Origin of the sequence: Stutzerimonas chloritidismutans (assembly GCF_051486945.1) — a bacterium.
GTDB lineage: Bacteria > Pseudomonadota > Gammaproteobacteria > Pseudomonadales > Pseudomonadaceae > Stutzerimonas > Stutzerimonas chloritidismutans_B.
This window is the reverse complement of record NZ_JAHVDX010000001.1, coordinates 308,747-326,455: the sequence shown is the minus strand read 5'-3', so window position 1 is coordinate 326,455 and position 17,709 is coordinate 308,747. Positions and strand designations below refer to the sequence as shown.

General features: G+C 56.4%; 18 protein-coding genes and 1 pseudogene. 12 read left to right on the top strand and 7 right to left on the bottom strand.

All coding sequences use genetic code 11. The features are described 5' to 3' along the window. Window positions 1–438: 438 nt before the first annotated feature. Window positions 439–1,278 (top strand): UTP--glucose-1-phosphate uridylyltransferase GalU, encoded by an 840-nt coding sequence (gene galU, locus KXR72_RS01360; RefSeq protein ID WP_437419342.1) that lies wholly within the window; start codon window positions 439–441, stop codon window positions 1,276–1,278. A gap of 51 nt (window positions 1,279–1,329) precedes the next feature. On the opposite strand, the gene KXR72_RS01355 is transcribed toward galU, so the two are convergent. After that, on the bottom strand, window positions 1,330–1,752 hold the full coding sequence (locus KXR72_RS01355; protein ID WP_437419341.1) for a VOC family protein: 423 nt from the start codon (window positions 1,750–1,752) through the stop codon (window positions 1,330–1,332). 70 nt (window positions 1,753–1,822) lie between these two features. Between KXR72_RS01355 and gorA the strand changes: the two genes are divergently transcribed. Beyond that, complete coding sequence (gene gorA / locus KXR72_RS01350; RefSeq protein WP_437419340.1) at window positions 1,823–3,181, top strand: glutathione-disulfide reductase; 1,359 nt, start codon at window positions 1,823–1,825, stop codon at window positions 3,179–3,181. 40 nt (window positions 3,182–3,221) lie between these two features. Here the strand turns inward: gorA and KXR72_RS01345 are convergent, their stop codons facing one another. Then, a complete protein-coding gene (locus KXR72_RS01345) occupies window positions 3,222–3,707 on the bottom strand; it encodes a copper chaperone PCu(A)C (protein WP_437419339.1) in 486 nt (161 codons plus the stop codon). A 148-nt stretch (window positions 3,708–3,855) separates the two neighbouring features. On the opposite strand from KXR72_RS01345, the gene KXR72_RS01340 reads away from it, so the two are divergent. From KXR72_RS01340 to KXR72_RS01320, 5 genes and pseudogenes are all read left to right on the top strand, one after another. Continuing rightward, on the top strand, window positions 3,856–4,224 hold the full coding sequence (locus tag KXR72_RS01340) for a YidH family protein (RefSeq protein WP_437419338.1): 369 nt from the start codon (window positions 3,856–3,858) through the stop codon (window positions 4,222–4,224). Window positions 4,225–4,226: 2 nt separating this feature from the next. Next, entirely contained in the window at window positions 4,227–4,601 is a 375-nt protein-coding gene (locus KXR72_RS01335; RefSeq protein ID WP_437419337.1) for a DUF202 domain-containing protein, read from the top strand. 29 nt (window positions 4,602–4,630) lie between these two features. Next, entirely contained in the window at window positions 4,631–5,683 is a 1,053-nt protein-coding gene (locus KXR72_RS01330) for a threonine aldolase family protein (protein ID WP_437419336.1), read from the top strand. Window positions 5,684–6,866: 1,183 nt separating this feature from the next. Then, a complete protein-coding gene (locus KXR72_RS01325; protein WP_437419335.1) occupies window positions 6,867–8,111 on the top strand; it encodes a tyrosine-type recombinase/integrase in 1,245 nt (414 codons plus the stop codon). Window positions 8,112–8,350: 239 nt separating this feature from the next. Continuing rightward, window positions 8,351–8,686: pseudogene (locus KXR72_RS01320) on the top strand (type I restriction endonuclease subunit R); the annotation flags it as partial. 18 nt (window positions 8,687–8,704) lie between these two features. On the opposite strand, the gene KXR72_RS01315 reads toward KXR72_RS01320, so the two are convergent. After that, the gene (locus tag KXR72_RS01315) at window positions 8,705–8,926 is read right to left on the bottom strand and encodes a helix-turn-helix domain-containing protein (protein WP_437419334.1); all 222 of its coding nucleotides are present in this window, start codon (window positions 8,924–8,926) and stop codon (window positions 8,705–8,707) included. 102 nt (window positions 8,927–9,028) lie between these two features. Here KXR72_RS01315 and KXR72_RS01310 point away from each other — a divergent pair, with 102 nt between their 5' ends. After that, window positions 9,029–9,559, top strand: coding sequence for a hypothetical protein (locus tag KXR72_RS01310; RefSeq protein WP_437419333.1), 531 nt, complete (start codon window positions 9,029–9,031; stop codon window positions 9,557–9,559). Here KXR72_RS01310 and KXR72_RS01305 read toward each other — a convergent pair. Continuing rightward, window positions 9,534–10,696 (bottom strand): IS3 family transposase gene (locus tag KXR72_RS01305; protein ID WP_437419332.1). Its coding sequence is split into 2 segments (ribosomal slippage): window positions 9,534–10,441 and window positions 10,441–10,696, totalling 1,164 coding nucleotides; the frame shifts between segments, so codons are not numbered across the junction. The genes KXR72_RS01310 and KXR72_RS01305 overlap by 26 nt on opposite strands. Window positions 10,697–10,853: 157 nt before the next feature. Here KXR72_RS01305 and KXR72_RS01300 point away from each other — a divergent pair. From KXR72_RS01300 to KXR72_RS01285, 4 genes are all read left to right on the top strand, one after another. Further along, window positions 10,854–12,254 carry a DEAD/DEAH box helicase gene (locus KXR72_RS01300; RefSeq protein WP_437419331.1) on the top strand — a complete coding sequence of 467 codons (1,401 nt, stop codon included), beginning with the start codon at window positions 10,854–10,856 and terminating at the stop codon, window positions 12,252–12,254. An 89-nt stretch (window positions 12,255–12,343) separates the two neighbouring features. Next, window positions 12,344–12,658 (top strand): hypothetical protein, encoded by a 315-nt coding sequence (locus tag KXR72_RS01295; RefSeq protein WP_437419330.1) that lies wholly within the window; start codon window positions 12,344–12,346, stop codon window positions 12,656–12,658. 108 nt (window positions 12,659–12,766) lie between these two features. Then, the gene (locus tag KXR72_RS01290) at window positions 12,767–13,030 is read left to right on the top strand and encodes a BPSL0761 family protein (RefSeq protein ID WP_437419329.1); all 264 of its coding nucleotides are present in this window, start codon (window positions 12,767–12,769) and stop codon (window positions 13,028–13,030) included. Between the two features lie 14 nt (window positions 13,031–13,044). Continuing rightward, window positions 13,045–13,647, top strand: a complete 603-nt coding sequence (locus KXR72_RS01285; protein ID WP_437419328.1) for a DUF6088 family protein — start codon at window positions 13,045–13,047, stop codon at window positions 13,645–13,647. A gap of 674 nt (window positions 13,648–14,321) precedes the next feature. On the opposite strand, the gene KXR72_RS01280 is transcribed toward KXR72_RS01285, so the two are convergent. From KXR72_RS01280 to KXR72_RS01270, 3 genes are all read right to left on the bottom strand, one after another. Further along, on the bottom strand, window positions 14,322–15,608 hold the full coding sequence (locus tag KXR72_RS01280; protein WP_437420349.1) for an OprD family porin: 1,287 nt from the start codon (window positions 15,606–15,608) through the stop codon (window positions 14,322–14,324). A 258-nt stretch (window positions 15,609–15,866) separates the two neighbouring features. Further along, window positions 15,867–17,165 carry a TRAP transporter large permease gene (locus KXR72_RS01275; protein ID WP_437419327.1) on the bottom strand — a complete coding sequence of 433 codons (1,299 nt, stop codon included), beginning with the start codon at window positions 17,163–17,165 and terminating at the stop codon, window positions 15,867–15,869. After that, window positions 17,155–17,664: a TRAP transporter small permease gene (locus KXR72_RS01270; protein ID WP_437419326.1), complete on the bottom strand. Its 510-nt coding sequence runs from the start codon at window positions 17,662–17,664 to the stop codon at window positions 17,155–17,157. The genes KXR72_RS01275 and KXR72_RS01270 overlap by 11 nt, the downstream gene beginning before the upstream one ends. Between the last annotated feature and the right edge of the window lie 45 nt (window positions 17,665–17,709).

Sequence of the window (17,709 nt, the reverse complement as noted above, 5' to 3'; positions counted from 1 at the left end):
CCAGATGGCTTCGGGCCATCATCTCAGGGCGGCCATATCCTAGACCTGGTCGAACGACCAGGCGGCTCGATGCGCGACGAGGAGCACTCAATCTCGTCTTTCCTTGATCTGAATCAGTAAAGAGCGCCTTCGTAGTCGGGGGAAATGCCACCCAACCAGCCAACTCAATGGATCGGGATCATGGTCATTAGCGGCGATCTTTTTCGCTTGGGCTCTTGGCAAGCGACGCGCGCGGGATCACGCTATGTGAGGCTGTTATGTCAACCACCACCGGTCGGGCCGAGTCGGTGCGGAATTCACCGTGAAAGCGGGCGAACCCCTCATCGTTTCGGTGGTCGTAGGCTCTAGTCAGCCGCTGTCGGCGGGACGTGCAGGATACGACTGCTGGCCGATCCAGGCGCAGTGCATCAACTGGAACCTTCCTCTTCAAGGACTCACATGATCAAGAAATGCCTTTTTCCTGCGGCCGGGTACGGCACGCGCTTCCTTCCTGCGACCAAGGCCATGCCCAAGGAAATGTTGCCGGTGGTAAACAAGCCCCTGATCCAGTACGGGGTTGAAGAGGCACTGTCCGCCGGCCTGAGCCAGATCTCGATCGTCACCGGGCGTGGCAAGCGCTCGCTGGAAGATCACTTCGACATCAGCTACGAGCTTGAGCATCAGATTCGCAATACCGACAAGGAAAAATACCTGGTCGGCATCCGCCGCTTGATCGACGAGTGCAGCTTTTCCTACACCCGTCAGGTCGAGATGAAGGGCCTGGGCCATGCGATCCTCAGCGGCCGCCCGCTGATCGGCGACGAGCCCTTCGCGGTAGTTCTCGCGGACGATCTTTGCATCAACCTCAATGGCGACCCAGTCCTGGCGCAGATGGTCAAGCTATATAACCAGTTCCGCTGCTCCATCGTTGCGATCCAGGAAGTGCCGCCGGAAGAAACCAGCAAATACGGTGTGATCGCAGGCGAAATGATCCGCGACGACATCTTCCGCGTCAGCCACATGGTCGAGAAGCCGAAGCCGGAAGATGCACCCTCGAACTTGGCAATCATCGGTCGCTACATCCTGACCCCGGACATTTTCGACCTGATCGAGCAAACCGAACCGGGCAAGGGCGGCGAAATCCAGATTACCGATGCCTTGATGCGCCAGGCGCAAGATGGCTGCGTATTGGCCTACAAGTTCAAGGGTCAGCGCTTCGACTGTGGTAGCGCCGAGGGTTACATCGCGGCCACCAACTTCTGCTACGAGAACTTCTACCAGACCGGTAAGGCATTCTGATCGAAGCAGTCGCATGTGAGCGCAGGGCCACCTTCTGGTGGCCCTGTTCGTTTATGGCGTAGGCAAATCTTCGGCGCCAGGCCCCAACGGTTGGCCGTAGCTGAACTCGACATAGTGGCCTGCCGGATCGCGAACGCCGCAGTAGTAGCCCACTGGGTAGGGCTCATCGCGAGGCTCCCAAATCAGGCAGCCCGCCTGCCGCGCCTGTTCGGCGATGGCATCGACCGCCTCGCGGCTGGCCATGGCGAACCCGAAGTGACTGTAGTCATTGGCCGCCAGTTGACGGTCCGTGCCACCGGGCATGATCACGAAAATGAACTCGCGCTCCTTGCCCGGCTCCGCCATCCAGACGATGCGTGAGCCTTTGCCGGCCCGCTCGTGAAAGACATGCATGCCGCAGAATCGCTCGTAAAAATCGATACAGGCGTCCAGATCAGGTACGTGCAGGGCAAGATGGGTGAGGGTAGGGCGCATGCGGCACTCCTTCATGATCGACCCAGGGGCCTGGGTTATGCTGTGCGTTCTTCAAGGGAGACAACTGTACATGGCTTACGACTTCGATCTATTCGTCATCGGTGCGGGCTCCGGTGGCGTCCGTGCGGCGCGCTTCGCCGCCGGCTACGGAGCGCGCGTCGCGGTAGCCGAAAGCCGTTACCTGGGCGGCACCTGTGTCAATGTCGGCTGCGTGCCGAAAAAGCTGCTGGTCTACGGCGCGCACTACGCCGAGGACCTGAGCCAGGCGCAGGGCTACGGCTGGAGTATCGATGGCGTATCGTTCGACTGGAACACGCTGATCGCCAACAAGGACCGGGAAATCCAGCGCCTCAACGGCATCTACAAGAACCTGCTGGTCGATAGCGGCGTGACCCTGCTGCAGGCACACGCTCGGGTAACCGGCCCAAATAGCGTGGAAGTCGACGGTCAGACCTATACCGCCGAGCACATTCTCGTCGCCACGGGTGGCTGGCCCTTCGTGCCGGAGTTTCCGGGGCGTGAACATGCCATCACCTCGAACGAGGCCTTCTATCTGGAGTCGTTGCCGCGCCGGGTACTGGTCGTGGGTGGCGGCTATATCGCGGTCGAATTCGCGTCGATCTTCCATGGTTGCGACGCTGATACGACCCTCCTGTACCGCGGCGAGCTGTTCCTGCGTGGTTTCGATGGTTCTCTGCGCGAACACCTGAAGGACGAGATGATCAAGAAGGGTGTCGATCTGCAGTTCAACAGCGACATCGCCCGCATCGACAAGCAGGCCGATGGCAGCCTGCTTGCCACCCTTGAGGACGGCCGCACGCTCGAAGCGGACTGCATCCTGTATGCCACCGGGCGCCGGCCGATGCTCGATGGGCTGGGCCTGGACGCGCTGGGCGTTACGCTGGATTCACGCGGTTTCATCGCCGTGGATGAGCAGTTCCAGACGTCGATCCCATCGGTCCTCGCCATCGGTGACGTGATTGGCCGCGTACAGTTGACGCCTGTGGCGCTGGCCGAAGGCATGGCGGTCGCGCGCCGACTGTTCCGCCCGGAGGAGTATCGCCCGGTGGATTACAACTGCATCGCCACGGCGGTGTTCAGCCTGCCCAACATGGCAACCGTCGGGCTTACTGAAGAGCAGGCGCGCTTGCAAGGGCACAAGATCAAGCTGTTCGAGAGCCGGTTCCGCCCGATGAAGCTCACCATGACAGGCAGCCTGGAGCGCAGCTTGATGAAGCTGGTCGTGGATGCGGAGACCGATCGGGTACTCGGGTGCCACATGGCCGGGCCCGACGCTGGCGAGATCATGCAGGGCTTGGCTGTCGCGATGAAGGCCGGCGCGACCAAGCGTGTTTTTGACGAAACCATGGGTATTCACCCAACCGCCGCCGAAGAGTTCGTCACCATGCGCACGCCGACCGGGTTCTGACCAGGGGCAGGGGAGTGGGGCGGTAATGCCGCCCCGGTTGTCAATGATGTGCGTGCGTCGAGCCGCCGGTGTCCGGCGCCTGGTCGCGGATGGTCACTTCCGTCTCGATTTCGCCCGCGTCACGGAAGATTAACGTCAGCGGAAACTGCTCGCCGGCCACCAGCGGTGCGTTCAGGTTGAACAACATCACATGATTGCCGCCGGGCTTGAACTGCACGTCGCCGCCGGGCGGAACGGTTACACCGTCGATCCGCTCCATGCGCATCAAGTCGCCCTCATGAATATGCGCATGCAGCTCGGCCTTTTCAGCGCGCGGCGTTTTTACGCCGATCAGCCGGTCTTCGGCATCGCCGGGATTGTGCAGTGTGAAATAGACCGCACCTGTCGGGGCAGTGGGCGGCATCGCACGGGACCAGGCCTGACTGGCCTCGAGGTGCATCGAGGAGTGGGCGTGCTGATGATCGTCGGCCGATGCGTTCAGCCAGACGGTTGCGAGCAAAAGGGTGGTAGCCAGGCGCGACAACATGTAGATCTCCGGTAGCGGTAGACAAGGCCGGAACGATAGCACGGGCGATTGCCACTATGACCCGCGGCCCTGAGCGATGGAACCTGCACGGCTGACGCGTTTCTGTTTGAATGAGGCCCATAGAACCCACCGGAGATGCATCGCCAAAATGGAACGCAGTCGTTGGAGCCGCCGATTGCTATCAGGCGGAAACGAGCCCGATCCGCGGTTCACCCTCGCCAATGAACGAACCTTTCTCGCCTGGATCCGGACATCCCTCGCGTTGCTGGCCGGCGGCGTTGCGGTCGAAGCGTTCGCTGGCGGAATCTTCGTGCTGGAAATTCGCAAGGTGCTTTCGATCTCGTTGCTGCTGCTGGCGATGTTCATCAGCTCGACGGCCTGTGTTCGCTGGCTGGCCATCGAGCGTGCTATCCGCCACCAGGGGCCATTGCCGTTCCCATTGCTGATCCCGATTCTTTCGATCGGCGGCACGCTGGTAACGTTGATCCTGATCGCCTACATCGTGCTGCGAAGCTGATCATGCACATCTCGTTTCGCCGACGGCTGCAGCCGAAACCCGCGCCACCACCCTTACACGAGGACCCCGGCCTGCAGCCCGAGCGCACGTCATTGGCCTGGGGGAGGACGCTTTTGACGCTGATTACCGTCAGCGCACTGTTCCTGCGCTGGATGCCGTACCACGGGGCGTTCGTCGGTTCGCTCGTGGCGCTCTCGCTGCTGACGGCGCTGGGCATCTGGCTCACCCAGCAGCGGCGCTATAACCGCAGTGCCAGCGGCCTCAAGAGCGGCCGCATCCAGGCGGACCTGGTGTCCGTCATCTGGCTGGGCGTTGCCGTTGTAGCATTGAGCGTCCTCGGGCTCTATACCGTACTGTTTCTGCCTATCGCATCTTGATGGCAACCGATTTTCCACAGAGGTTTTGAATGACCACAGCCAACCAGCAATTCGCCAGCGACAACTATTCAGGCATCTGCCCGGAAGCCTGGGAGGCCATGGCTCGTGCCAATCAGGGGCATGACCGGGCCTATGGCGATGATCAATGGACTGTACGCGCAGCCGACCATTTCCGCCAACTGTTCGAGACCGACTGTGAAGTCTTTTTCGCATTCAACGGCACGGCGGCCAACTCGCTGGCCTTGTCATCGCTTTGCCAGAGCTATCACAGCGTCATTTGCGCTGACATCGCCCACATCGAAACCGACGAATGCGGCGCGCCGGAGTTTTTTTCCAACGGCTCGAAACTGCTCGTTGCGCGCTCCGAGCAAGGCAAGCTGACGCCGACATCGATCCGCGAAGTCGCGCTCAAGCGCAAGGACATCCACTATCCCAAACCTCGCGTGGTGAGCATCACCCAGGCAACCGAGATCGGCACCGTCTACCAACCTGATGAGCTCAAGGCAATCAGCGAAACCTGTCGTGAATTGGGGCTACATCTACATATGGATGGCGCGCGCTTCGCCAATGCCTGCGCACACCTGAGCCTGTCGCCAGCAGAACTGAGCTGGAAAGCGGGCGTCGACGTTCTCTGTTTTGGCGGCACCAAGAACGGCATGGCGGTTGGCGAAGCCATCCTGTTCTTCAACCGCGACCTCGCAGAGGATTTCGAGTACCGCTGCAAACAGGCGGGCCAGCTGGCTTCGAAAATGCGCTTTCTGTCGGCGCCTTGGGTCGGGCTGCTCGAAGGCAACGCCTGGATGAAATACGCCGAGCACGCTAACCAATGCGCGCAGCTCCTGGCCTCGTTGATCCAGGACATCCCGTACGTAGAGTTGATGTTCCCAGTGCAGGCCAACGGCGTATTCGTGAACATGCCGCCGCTGGCTCTCGAAGCACTCAAGAGCCGCGGCTGGATGTTCTACACGTTCATTGGTGTTGGCGGTGCGCGCTTCATGTGCTCGTGGGATACCAGCGAAGAGCGCGTCCGCCAGCTTGCAGGCGACATTCGCGACGTGGTGATGCAGCATCGCGTTGCCTGAGCCGAAGGAGGAGTCGGTGCGTGGCGGATCGAGTCACGCACCGTTTACACATGACGTTAGCAGCCAGCTGCAGCGATACGAGGCATAGAGCAGGCCAGTAACGGGCGGTACCTGGGAATCAAGGGACTGCCATCCATATATTCTATTTAACATAATATAGATTATGCGAAATTATGCATTGGCGGTACTGGCCGTTCCTCTGATGTCGGTTTAACTAAATGGCTGGAATTTTCACATTAACGACAGGAATGCTTTTGGCTCAAGCACTTGGCGCCATTTCTTCTCATGTCATCTGCAGTAATTCCTGCAATTAACATGAAAAATCGGCTGAGGGCTTTCGAGAAGCTTTAGTGCGGTCAGTCACCATTGGCGCCAATTTTAGTCAATAAATCGGAGAACGCCGTACCGCTGTGGTTACAAGCCTTTTTCTGCACAGAATCCAGCCTAGGACGGACTTTGCGTCACGCTGCCATAGCGATTTTTTGCATCGCTAGAACGTTCAGGTGGCTAACAGGGACGTTGATTTGTGCCCTGAATGGCAACGTGCTTATAAAAAGAAACGCATTGCCATCTGAAAAGTCATAGAAAATTACAGCGGCGTCCTTTTTCCCTTTGATTTCTTTGAGGTTTTATAAATAAAGTCACTAAACGAGAGAGAAAGCACAGGTGAACCGTCAGTCTGACTTTCAGCTAGCGTGGCGTTAATCGCTCCTGCTCGGGAGCGATAAGCGCGGCAGATGTGGATACGCTGATCCAGGCCTTCAAGCAGTGCATGCCGAATAGTTGTTTGTTGGCCCCTCGGATTTCTTGCGATACACCGGTGCCAATTGCCATAGGCTGGATAAGCTCACACCCACCTAGCTTGGCAATGCTTCGGTTAGGGCTTTGCCTGTCGTCGCGTTCAGGGGTTTGTAGCTGCATCTAGACGGGCTTAAGGTCGCCCGTTCACACACCTGCTCGGCCTGAATGCCTTGCTTAGGCTCAAATGCCGGGAACAGCCAAGGAGTCGCTTACCGAATGTTCGCACGGGCCTATGGCATCTTGGTTAAGACCGCGAAAGTCAACCAGCATAGCGTCATCCAGACGCAATATCCGATAATCACCAGACCCGGATATTGCAGAGATGCGCTGAAAGCGTCAGCTTATACACCCCCAGTTAACTCCGTCCGGATCATTAACCAGTATGTCGCAGCGCCCACAGCCACTTTTTGAGACCTTTGAGCGCTTCCAAGGACTCAACTTTCTACACCTGCGTGGCGAACTGCCTCTGGTGCGCGACTTCCTTTTGGGTTTTCCTGGGGAGCTTCAGGCCACTGAGGGATATATGGCAGTCAGAGGCTTTCTGAAGTCCTACGTAGGCAACGAAGCCACGTTCAACTCCTATCGAACGCACGCCGAGCGGCTTCTATTGTGGTCACTTTTGTTGGCTGGTAAGCCTCTTCTGGCGTTGAGGCGCCGCGATGCCGAGGCCTTCATGGACTTCTGTCTAAACCCACCTGCTGACTGGGTGGGGCCGGTAGTTAAATCGAGGTTTTTACGTACTGGCGGCAGGAAGCCGCTGGAAACGGACAGTTTTACGATCAACCAAGACTGGCGTCCGTTCACCTATACAGTCGCTAAGCGGGAGCGCAAAATCGCGGCGGAATCCGCGGCCCCCCTTCCCTCACGAGTCTATCGGATGTCGCAGGGTTCCGTCGGTCAGGTGTTTGCTGTGTGTGGCAGTTTTTTCCAACACGCCATCGATGAGGGACTGACTGAGGTCAACCCGTTTCGCGCAGTGAAGCAAAAGTCGATCTACAAGCAACGCAATACGGTGGATATCGCTTCTCGCTCGTTGACCCAGCTGCAATGGAGCTACGTGATCGAAACCGCTGAGCTAATGGCTGCGGAGGATGCGTTGTATGAGCGAACATTGTTTATTGTTGCCACCTTGTTTTCTATGTACCTGCGGGTCTCCGATCTAGTCGGACGCGATAACTGGACGCCAACGATGGGCGATATTCGTCGCGACAGCATGGGGAACTGGTGGTTTCATGTGGTGGGCAAAGGCAACAAAGCTGCGAAAATTAGCGTCCGGGATGATTACATCCACGCCTATCTGGTGCGCTACCGTGTGCACCTCGGGCTTCCTCCCCTGCCCTCCGCTCATGAGAGCACTCCGCTAATTGGTTCACTTAAAGGTCGAGCTGGGCTTTCTGACCGCCATATTCGATTGTTGCTACAGGAACTGTTTGATGGTTCGTTGGCGCGCATGTCTGAAGAAGGCTGGAGCGATGACGAGATTGATCAGCTGCGCTCGGCGTCGTTGCATTGGTTGCGCCATACATCCGCCACTTTCGACGCACCGCACCGTGACATGAAGGATCTCCAGGCCGACCTTCGTCACAACAGTATGAGTACCACCCAGAATATCTATCTGCCCTATTAGCTTTTAGTCACGTTTTTCGATTTGCAGTCGAGCCCTTGCAGTTACTGGCTTTCCAGCCTGTTCAGCATGATTTTTCTTCTCAATCCTGTGTCAGAGCAGAACTTTTAGTTAGCTTTTGCTGATTTTGGGTCAAATTTAGGCTCCAAAACTTAACTTTTTCGAAGTGTTCCTGTGATCGCTCCTGCCAGGTATCGCCAGCAGATTTCTTCTCATGAGACAGCAAATAAAGTTCCTCTTAGCGGCTAACGGAAATCATCGAGGCGCTGAACGATATTTTCGGTGCTGAGGTGAGCGATAAAGATCAGCTGCAGTTCCTCACCGGCATCGCCAATCGCATCAGCCGTCAGGAAGATGTGATGGCCCAGGTGAACAACCACTCGGTCGAACAGGTGATGCATGGTCTGTTTCCCAAGCGGGTTCTCGACACCGTGCTCGATGCCATGACCGACAATGAAAAGATGTCGCTGGAAGTGCTGGATAACGAGACCAAGAGCCGCGCGTTTGCCCTGGTGATTTTGAAGATGCTGACGCAGCAGGCTGGGCTGGGACAAGGTAATAGCGGTGCGGCTGTCTGACCGCATTACGTGCTCGGGTTAGATTTCAGACGGCTTTGGCAGAAGGCTTGGAGGGTCGCAGGCGAGTTCGCCTGCGATGCTGTAGAGCTTCTCGACGGTGATGTTGACTTCGCCGCGCTCGATCCGTCCTACGTAGCTGCGGTCAATGCTGCACGCCAGCGCCAATGCATCCTGGGATATCCGGCAGGCCTTCCTCTGCACCCGGATGCGTTCCCCTAACGCTTTCGCCAACTTATCCATGACCGTCTCAATTCAACTTGAGGCGGCACTATCGTGCGTTTGCGGATGCACAGACCACGGATTATAATCCGCATTTCTCGCGCTAACTCTTCTGGTGCCTCAATGAAATCGGCATCGTTTATCTTCGACAGGCGTCTGTATGAGCTGCTTCAGGAGCCAGGGCGTACAACGTTTACGACCCGTGAATTGCGCGATGCCTATGCCGCTCGCCTGAGTGGCACACATTTCCGTATCGCCGATGTGCGTCGCTATGTGTATGAGCAGATTCGTCGATTAGTGCGCGCGGGCTGGGTTCTGCCGGACGAGGATCGTCGTATTCGAGGGCAGGTCTACCACCTGCAGCCGATTCCGACGCATCTGCAACTTGAGCTGATCGACAACGGTTTTGAGGACAGCCTTATGGCTGCCGGAGTGCCCGCACCAGGCACGGCAGTACACGACGTGGAAGCTTTGCCGCTTAAGTCGTCAGCCAATACGGATTTGCAGTTGGAGGCGCTCCACAAGGAAATCCGCTTGGACTTTCTCACTTCAATGGGCGAGGCAGAGCGATTCAAACTGCTTCTGGACGAGATGGCGCATTTACGGGACAAGGTTGAAGGTGTAGTGGTCAACCCATCCCGGACAGTGGGTTAAGTTTCTCTTCGGCCACCGCAGGTGGTAGTCCACCGTTGAATTGATGCGGTCTGATCCAGTTGTAGCGGTGCATCAGGTAGTGGCTGATGTCCCGCTGAGCTTCCTGTGCTGTCAGGTAGCCAGTTGCCGGAATCCATTCTGACTTCAAGCTGCGAAACAGGCGCTCCATCGGCGAATTGTCCCAGCAGTTTCCTCGGCGGCTCATGCTCTGCTGCATCCGGTAGCGCCATAGCCGCTGCCGGAACAAGCGGCTGGCGTACTGGCTGCCCTGATCCGAATGGAACAGCACCTGCTGTGGCCTGCCGCGCTGCTCGTAGGCCATATCGAGGGCTTTGATTACCAGCTCGGCATCCGGTTTGGCGGAGAACGCCCAGCCAACCACCCGACGCGTGTGCAGATCCAGCACTGTGGCCAGGTAATGCCAACGACCTTGCGCCCAGACGTAGGTGATGTCGCCGCACCACACTTGGTTCGGGTTCTGGACAGCGAAATCGCGGTTCAGTCGATTCGGGATATCCGGGCGCTCAACCGTGGCCTGCTTGTAGGCGTGCGAGCCCGGCTGCTTGCTGACCAGCCCCAACTCACGCATCAGTCGACGCACACGGAAACGGCCAATCGTCACGCCGTCCCCGCGCAGCATACCCAGGATGCTTCGGCTGCCAGCCGAGCCTCGGCTTTGGCTAAACAACTCGTTGACCCGACTACGTAGCGCGACGCGACGAACATCGACACGGCGACGTCGAAGGCGATGGGCGTAGTAGCAAGACCGCGCCACATCGAAGGCTGAACAGACCACTTCTACCGGCTCCTGCTCACTCAACTGGTCTATCAGCGCGTACGATCGAGTTCGTCCGACATCAAGAGAGCGGTAGCCTTTTTTAATATCGCTTTCTCCCGCTCCAGCCGATTGATCCTGGCCTCTAGCTCCTGGATCTTCTGTTGCTCGGGTGTCAGCGCTTTGCTCTTTGGGGTAACGCCCTGGCGCTCGTCTTGGAGTTGTTTCACCCAGCGGCGTAATGCCGAGTCCACGACGCCCAGCGAACGGCAGGCCTCAATATGGCTGTAGCCCTGATCTATCACCAAGGCAGCTGCCCCTCGTTTGAACTCGGCGGAAAACGTACGTCGTTGCTTGCTCATCGAACACCTCTTAAGGGCGAGGATTTTCGCCTAAATCGGTGTCCGGGATCAGTAGACCACTACAAGGTGATTACCTTGAAGCAAGGGATCGCAGTTCTCGCCTCTTGGGGCATCTGCGCGCCATCGAAAAGACCCTCAAAACGCTCGCTGCACCACGATGAGCAGCTCGCTACGGAGCTGGCAGAACAGCTGCATCACCAGGGCGTTGGAGCACTTCACCGTCACGCCGCACTTCTTCTGCCAGGCAACGCCGGGAGCCGGAAAGACGCGCATGGCTGCAGAACTGGCCAGCCGACTGCTTGAGCAGGACAGAATCGATTTGGTGCTGTGCTTTGCGCCGTCCTGCCAGGTCGTGGAGGGTTTTCGTTCGACCTTTGCGGCTGTGCTAGGCAGGCGTCTCGACGGCCAGATAGGTGCCGTGGGCGCGGCTTATACCTATCAGGCTATGGAATACCGTGATGAGGGATTCTGGCAGCTTCTTGATGACTACCGGGTGTTCGTGGTCTTCGATGAGATCCACCATTGCGCCGGCCACGATCCGCTGCTCAGCAATGCCTGGGGGCAGCAGATACTGCATCGGATACAGGATCGGGCTGCCTTCACGTTGGCCCTGTCTGGCACGCCCTGGCGTTCGGACGACAAGGCCATCGCATTGGCTCGCTACTCTTCGCCCGAGGGGCATTTGATCTGTGATTACCGTTATGGCTTGAAAGATGCCGTTGCCGACGGCGTGTGCCGATCACCTCGCATTGTGTTGCTCGACAATCAGAAGGTGAAACTTACGGAAGAGCTTGGTGCGGATAGCTCTGTCAGGCTGTTTCCCAGCATCGCCAAGCTTTTGGGGGAGTCACCTGTCACCTATGAGGAACTGCTGCGTCATGACGAGGTGATCAATCCAATCCTCGATCTTGGCTGCAGCAAGCTGAACGAGCTACGCCAGATTAAACCTGATGCCGCTGGTTTGGTGGTGGCCACAGACATCGAACACGCCCAGCAAGTTGCACTGGCTCTGGAAACTATGGGTGAAGAGTGCCGCATCGTGACCAACAAAACCCCGGATGCGCAGCAGGTTATCAATGCATTCCGGAGCAGCGCCTGCCGCTGGATTGTAGCCGTCGGAATGATCAGCGAAGGCACTGACATTCCCCGCCTGCAAGTGTGCTGCTATCTCAGCCGTATCCGCACCGAGCTGCATTACCGGCAAGTGCTGGGGCGGGTACTGCGACGCACAGGTAAGTTGGATGGCCAAGCATGGCTATTTATGCTGGCGGAGCCGACGCTTCAGGGATTTGCGGAGCGGATTGCGGATGACCTGCCGGATGACTTGGCTGTTTTGAGGGATGTGCAGATACCTAGTTTCACTCCAGACTCTAGGCCTGAACCAATGGGGGCTTTAGGGCATGTCGAAGATATCGACAGTGCTGGGTTGGGTAGCGCGGAACCGAGCATTGGGTCGCAGGCTTCGAACATCGTTTCGCTGGGTGGCTTTGCAATTGAGCCCGCTTACCAGGTCAGCTTTTCCCAGCATTACCGGCAACAGCTACTGGCTTGTTTTTGATGCTCAGCCAGTCGAGGCTGATCAAATGATACCGGTTGCGTGACTCCATCACCTGCCGGTGCCGCGTGGAACGTAATCATGAGGTGCGTATGGAGATTAAGTCGCAGGCATTGGTTGATGTCGTTGAGGATGTGATCTGCGACGTGTGCCTATCTGGAACGCTTACCCCCGGCTATGGCCTCCAATACGGCAAGCTTGAAGCCCAATGGGGATATGGATCACAGCATGACGGAGAGCACTATCGGGTGCATCTCTGCGAGCCCTGCTTCTTCGGGGTACTGAGTGGATTGCGTCGGGAGCGTATGGTCAATGGCATGTTCGATGATGAGCAGCCATTTGCTTCTGAAGATTTTGGTCTGGTCAGCAAAGACAACTACTGGGGAAAGAACCCATTGTTGGGTTGAAAATCCACCAGCCACCACGTCGAATCGCGGACCGGTTAGGGGTAAGCGCGCGGCTTGCCCGACTGGTCTCGTAGACTGGAATAACTGAATCAGGAGGAGGTAGCCACATTGACCCTGCCACATGAAAGAACCCGGAGTGTCATCAAGACCGAAGCCTTTCTTCGCGAGCTCTCTCGTAACACCGAGCTACCTGATGACATTCGTAGCTATGCGAAAAGCTTACTTAGGCACTACCCGTCCGCCGATCAGATTTTCTCGCTGGGGCGCCTCGAAGAGTGCCTGGTAAATGATGCGAAAGATGATGAATATTGGCGAAGGGTGATTGCGTTCCATCAGCCGCTCTTCAGCTCGTCGTTTGACTTCACGCTCTAGGCGTGAACGCTGCGATGCTCAGCACTGATCAAGCCCAGTCGGTATCCGTCCGTATTGCGCAACGGGTCAAGCGCCTACCTAAAGGGCAGCCTTTCAGCATCAGCCGTTTCAGAGGGTTTGGAACGAAAAACGCCGTATCCAAAGCAATAGCTCGACTGGTCAACCGAGGCGAGCTCGAACGGGTGTATCGCGGGATTTATATGCGCCCGAAACCTGGACGTTACGTTGCCAGGGCTCGTCCCAATCCCTGGAAATTGCTTAGCCTGATTACCAGGCAGAAGCGCTTGTCTCTTCAAATCCATGGCGCCAATGCAGTCAGGAAGTTTGGGCTCAGCACCCAGATGCCGCTCATCCCAATCTATTACACCAACGGAGCCAGCCGTTCAATATTCATAGGGAAAGCGGAGATCCGGCTGATACATGCGGCCCCTATGGTCATGCAGCATTCAGGGACTGAGGTGGGGGTGGCTATAAGTGCTCTGTATTATCTCGGTAAAGGCGGCTCAACTCCGGAATGCATTACAGCGATCAAAAAAGGACTCAGACGTGAAGACTTAGTCAAATTGCTGGCCCGCAAACTGCCGAAATGGATGCGCACGGCGTTGGAAGCGAAATAGCGAAATCGCTACATTGCGAGCCGCAGGGTAGGGCTGTAAGAATCAATGATCATAAGCGGCTGGCGACAGATATTTTGATCACCGATCACCGATCACCGATCACCGATCACCGATCACCGATCACCGATCACCGATCACCGATCATTTTATGATCAACCTCGGCGTCTCCTAACGAATTCTGAGCACTCCAGCCCGGCCATGCTCCTGGGATTTCGCCAAGCAACGCGCACGTTGAATTTCAGCTGAGGTTTTTACACAGCCTGGGCCGGAAGCTGCCTCTGTGGAGTTCAGCTTTCGGCCAGGAGCTGCCTGTCATACCCTTGTTGATCTAGCCAAACCTGCTCACGCGAAGCCTTCTTTGAACCGAGTGGGCATTGGAAGTAGCACGTGATATGGAAAACGAGCGCCCACCGATGCAAACAACCACAAGTGCGCATCGGCCAGTAATTTCAGTAACTGTGAGGCTTCATAGGATGGAAGAATTGGCTCACCTGCAGCTGGCGCTGCATACGCTTACCGCTGGCACGCTGATGCCCATTCGAGAGGCCAGGCGGCAGAATAAGAACTTCAGATTCTCGAACTTTATCCTAGCTCGTGTTCGTACGTATAACATCATCACAACGGTTGGCTGAAGCAGTCGAGGAGCGCCGGATCACGGCGCTCCGTAAACACTCTCAAAATTTAATGGCGTAACTCAGCATCACGCGATTTTCATCTGCTCCCCGCGCGTAGGTCGAACGGTTAGTCGCGTTTCTCCAGCGCATGCTGACATCCTTTAGCGGTCCGCTCTGGACTACATATGTAATGTCTGTGGTGCGCTCCCATTCACGACCTTCCTCACCGGCTGCACGCAGGGCAGCGGCCTCAGGTGTCGCGATATTTTCGGGGTCGACGTTATCGCCCTTGACGTAACGCAGCGTGAACGTAAGACCAGGAATGCCAACCGCCGCGAAGTTGTAGTCGTAACGGGCGTGCCAGGCGCGCTCGTTTTGCAGGGCGAAGGTACTGACTTGTTGTTCACTAAACAGGTAGGTATCGCTTCCACCAACGTAGGCATAGGCGGTATCCCCTGAGACTTTCTGGTAGCCACCGCTGATGCGGTGCCCGCCAAGCGAATAGCCCACCAGGCTGCTGATCACCCGGTTATCTACTTCGCCGATCCGTTCGGCTCCGGCTTCTTCGGCTGTGAAGTAACGGAGCTCGGTAAAGACGGCCGAGTCCTCGCTAAGCGGTACCGCATACTTGAAGCCCATAAACGTGCGCTGGTAGAAGTCTTCCAGCTCACTGGCATGCAGGCTGAGCTGCATCTTGGCCATCGGTTCAAAGTCGACGCCGCCATAAGTGTAGCTGTCGCTGGTAGCAGAGCCGGAATAGGCCCCGATCTGCGACATGGTCGTGAGGTCTTCGGAATTGGTCGAGTCGCGCTGTTTTACCTCGCCTACCTGACCCAGATGGAAGGTGAATTTGTCCAGATCGCGCGACGTCAGCTGCGCGCCTGTCCAGATTTGCGGGAACAACCGGCTGCTATTGGAAGCTAGCAACGGAAGCGAGGGGCTAAGACCGCCAACAAACAGCTCAGTCTCCCCAATGCGTGCCTTGGCGGTCAGCGACAGTTTGGAGTATTCGTCTTCGGCACGGCCGTCGCCGCCTCTCGGCAGAAGACCAGTACCGGTGCGGTCGGGGCTCGAATCGAGCTTGACGCCGAGCATGCCCATGGCATCGACGCCGAAGCCGACTGTGCCCTCGGTATAGCCGGATTGGAGGTTGAGAATGAAACCCTGAGCCCATTCCTCACGCTTGCTCTGGCCCACGCCGTCGCGAAAATCTCGACTGAAATAGTAGTTCTGGGTGGACAGGCTGCCCTTCGCATCACCGACGAAGTCGGCAAAGGCAGGCGGCATGAACACCACGGATGAGGCCAGCAAAATACCAGTAATTGGTAAAAACGCTTTTGTTGTCATTGTCATGCAACCCTTTTTTATTGTTGGTAGCCCACTCGGGGACGCGGCTGCCCGCCTTCATAGTCCCGAAAGCAGGCGTATATATCTGAGAAGCCAAACAAACGAGCTGTCGAACCCAGTCTTATTCGGACACTGCGCTCACAACTGCAACGGATTGAAAGGAAGCTAGGTCTGCCTCAGCTATTGCAATCAAACAGCTGGAGCTGACGGTCGATAACATCGACCCATATGCAGAAAACCATGCCACCAGTTAACTGGTTAGTTAGATACTCCTAAAACCAGGTCGGGCAGACCGGTGGAAAGAACTGGAATGAAAGTAAGTAAGCCAAGGACTACCAAACCTGTCAGAAAGAAAACAAATACCCCGCGGGTGCCTTCTTCAATACTGACGCCACCAATTTTTGAGGCCAGCGCTAAAACTATTCCAATCGGGGGCGTAATCAAACCCAGACAGAGGTTGACCGTAACAATCACGCCGAAGTGCACCGGATCGATTCCCAGCGTCATGGCGACCGGGAACAGTACGGGCAACAACATAACCTTCGCCGCATTAACCTCCATAAATGTGCCAACAAACAGGAGGATCACATTCAGCACCAAGAGGAACAGCAACGGTGAATGAATGGTTCTTCCGATCCAGTCGGCCATTAGCGTTGGCGCCTGGCTGTAAGAAAGGAGCCAGGCGAACAGCGAGGCCGCCGCCAAAATTACCATCACCGATGCGGTCATTCTTACGCTGCTGCGTACCGCCGCAACTAATGATGAAAATGTTAACTCACGGTATATCAACGTACTTACCAATAGCGCATAGAGCACCGCCAGTACGGAAGCCTCGGTAACCGTAAATATGCCGAGACGGATGCCTGCAAGAATCAAGACAGGCATCATCAATGCTGGAAGTGCTTTGATCAGGTAATTAAATACTTGGCGCATAGGAACAGCTGAAGCCGTCGGATAGCATCGCCGCCTAGCTATAACATATGCTGTGATCATCAACGCCAGCGCCCACAAAAGCCCGGGAACCACGCCGGCCACAAACATCCGAACCACGGATTGGTCAGTAATATATGCGTACACAATCCAAGCGATCGAGGGGGGGATGAGTGGGGAAATAGGCGAAGAAGCAGCTGTAATACCTATCGAGAATTTCAGGTCATAACCGGATTTGACCATCGCCGGAATGTATGTCCGTCCCATTGCGCTTGTATCAGCCACGGCTGAACCAGATACGCCACCGAACAGAAGCGAAGAAAAAACGTTACTGATCGCAAGCCCTCCGGTAAAACGGCCCACGAGAGCATTCGCCAGATCTATCAGACGTTGGCTTATACCGCCCGCCACCATAAGCGAACCGGCCAGCAAAAAGAACGGGATGGCCATAAGCGAAAAACTGTCCATACCGGCAAAGATTCGCTGAGGGATAATCACGGGATTGATGCCTTCGAAAAGGACAACAGCAGAGCAACTTAAAATGATTGCGTAAGCGACAGGCAAACCTATGGCAACCAGCACTACCAACGCCAGCGTCAGAAGAAGGAGAATAATTTCAATGTCCATACCGTGGCCCCTTCACAGTCACACGATGTTTAACGCACTCCTCGTTTCGCGCTAATAGCAGCACTATCGCTATGATCACGGCGCCTGCAGGAATAGCTAAATATGGATAGCTCATGGGAACGCCTAGTCCAGAAGAGCTTGTTCTTCCACCAATTTCCACGAGGGTCGCTCCGTGATAGCCCAGCAATGCGCACATCAATAACGTGAACATGTCCCGTACAAAAAGGCACACCGACAAAAGACGTGGTGGCAAACGATCTATCACATAGTCAACGGTAATGTGCCCTCCTTTCTCCTTCATCAGGGAAGCAGAACCGAGCATCGTTAGCCAAACTAAGAGATAGCGGGACAGTTCAGCAGACCAGAAGTTGGGAGCATTCAATATGTACCGAGCGAAGACTTGGTAGCCTGTCGCGACGAGCATCACAAGCAGTAATGCCATACATAAATAATCCAGCAGGCCGACCAGCCGGTCCGCGAACGAATTTACCTTATTCATTGTTCTTCTCCGGAACGATGGAGGAACGGCAGGGCATACTTCGCA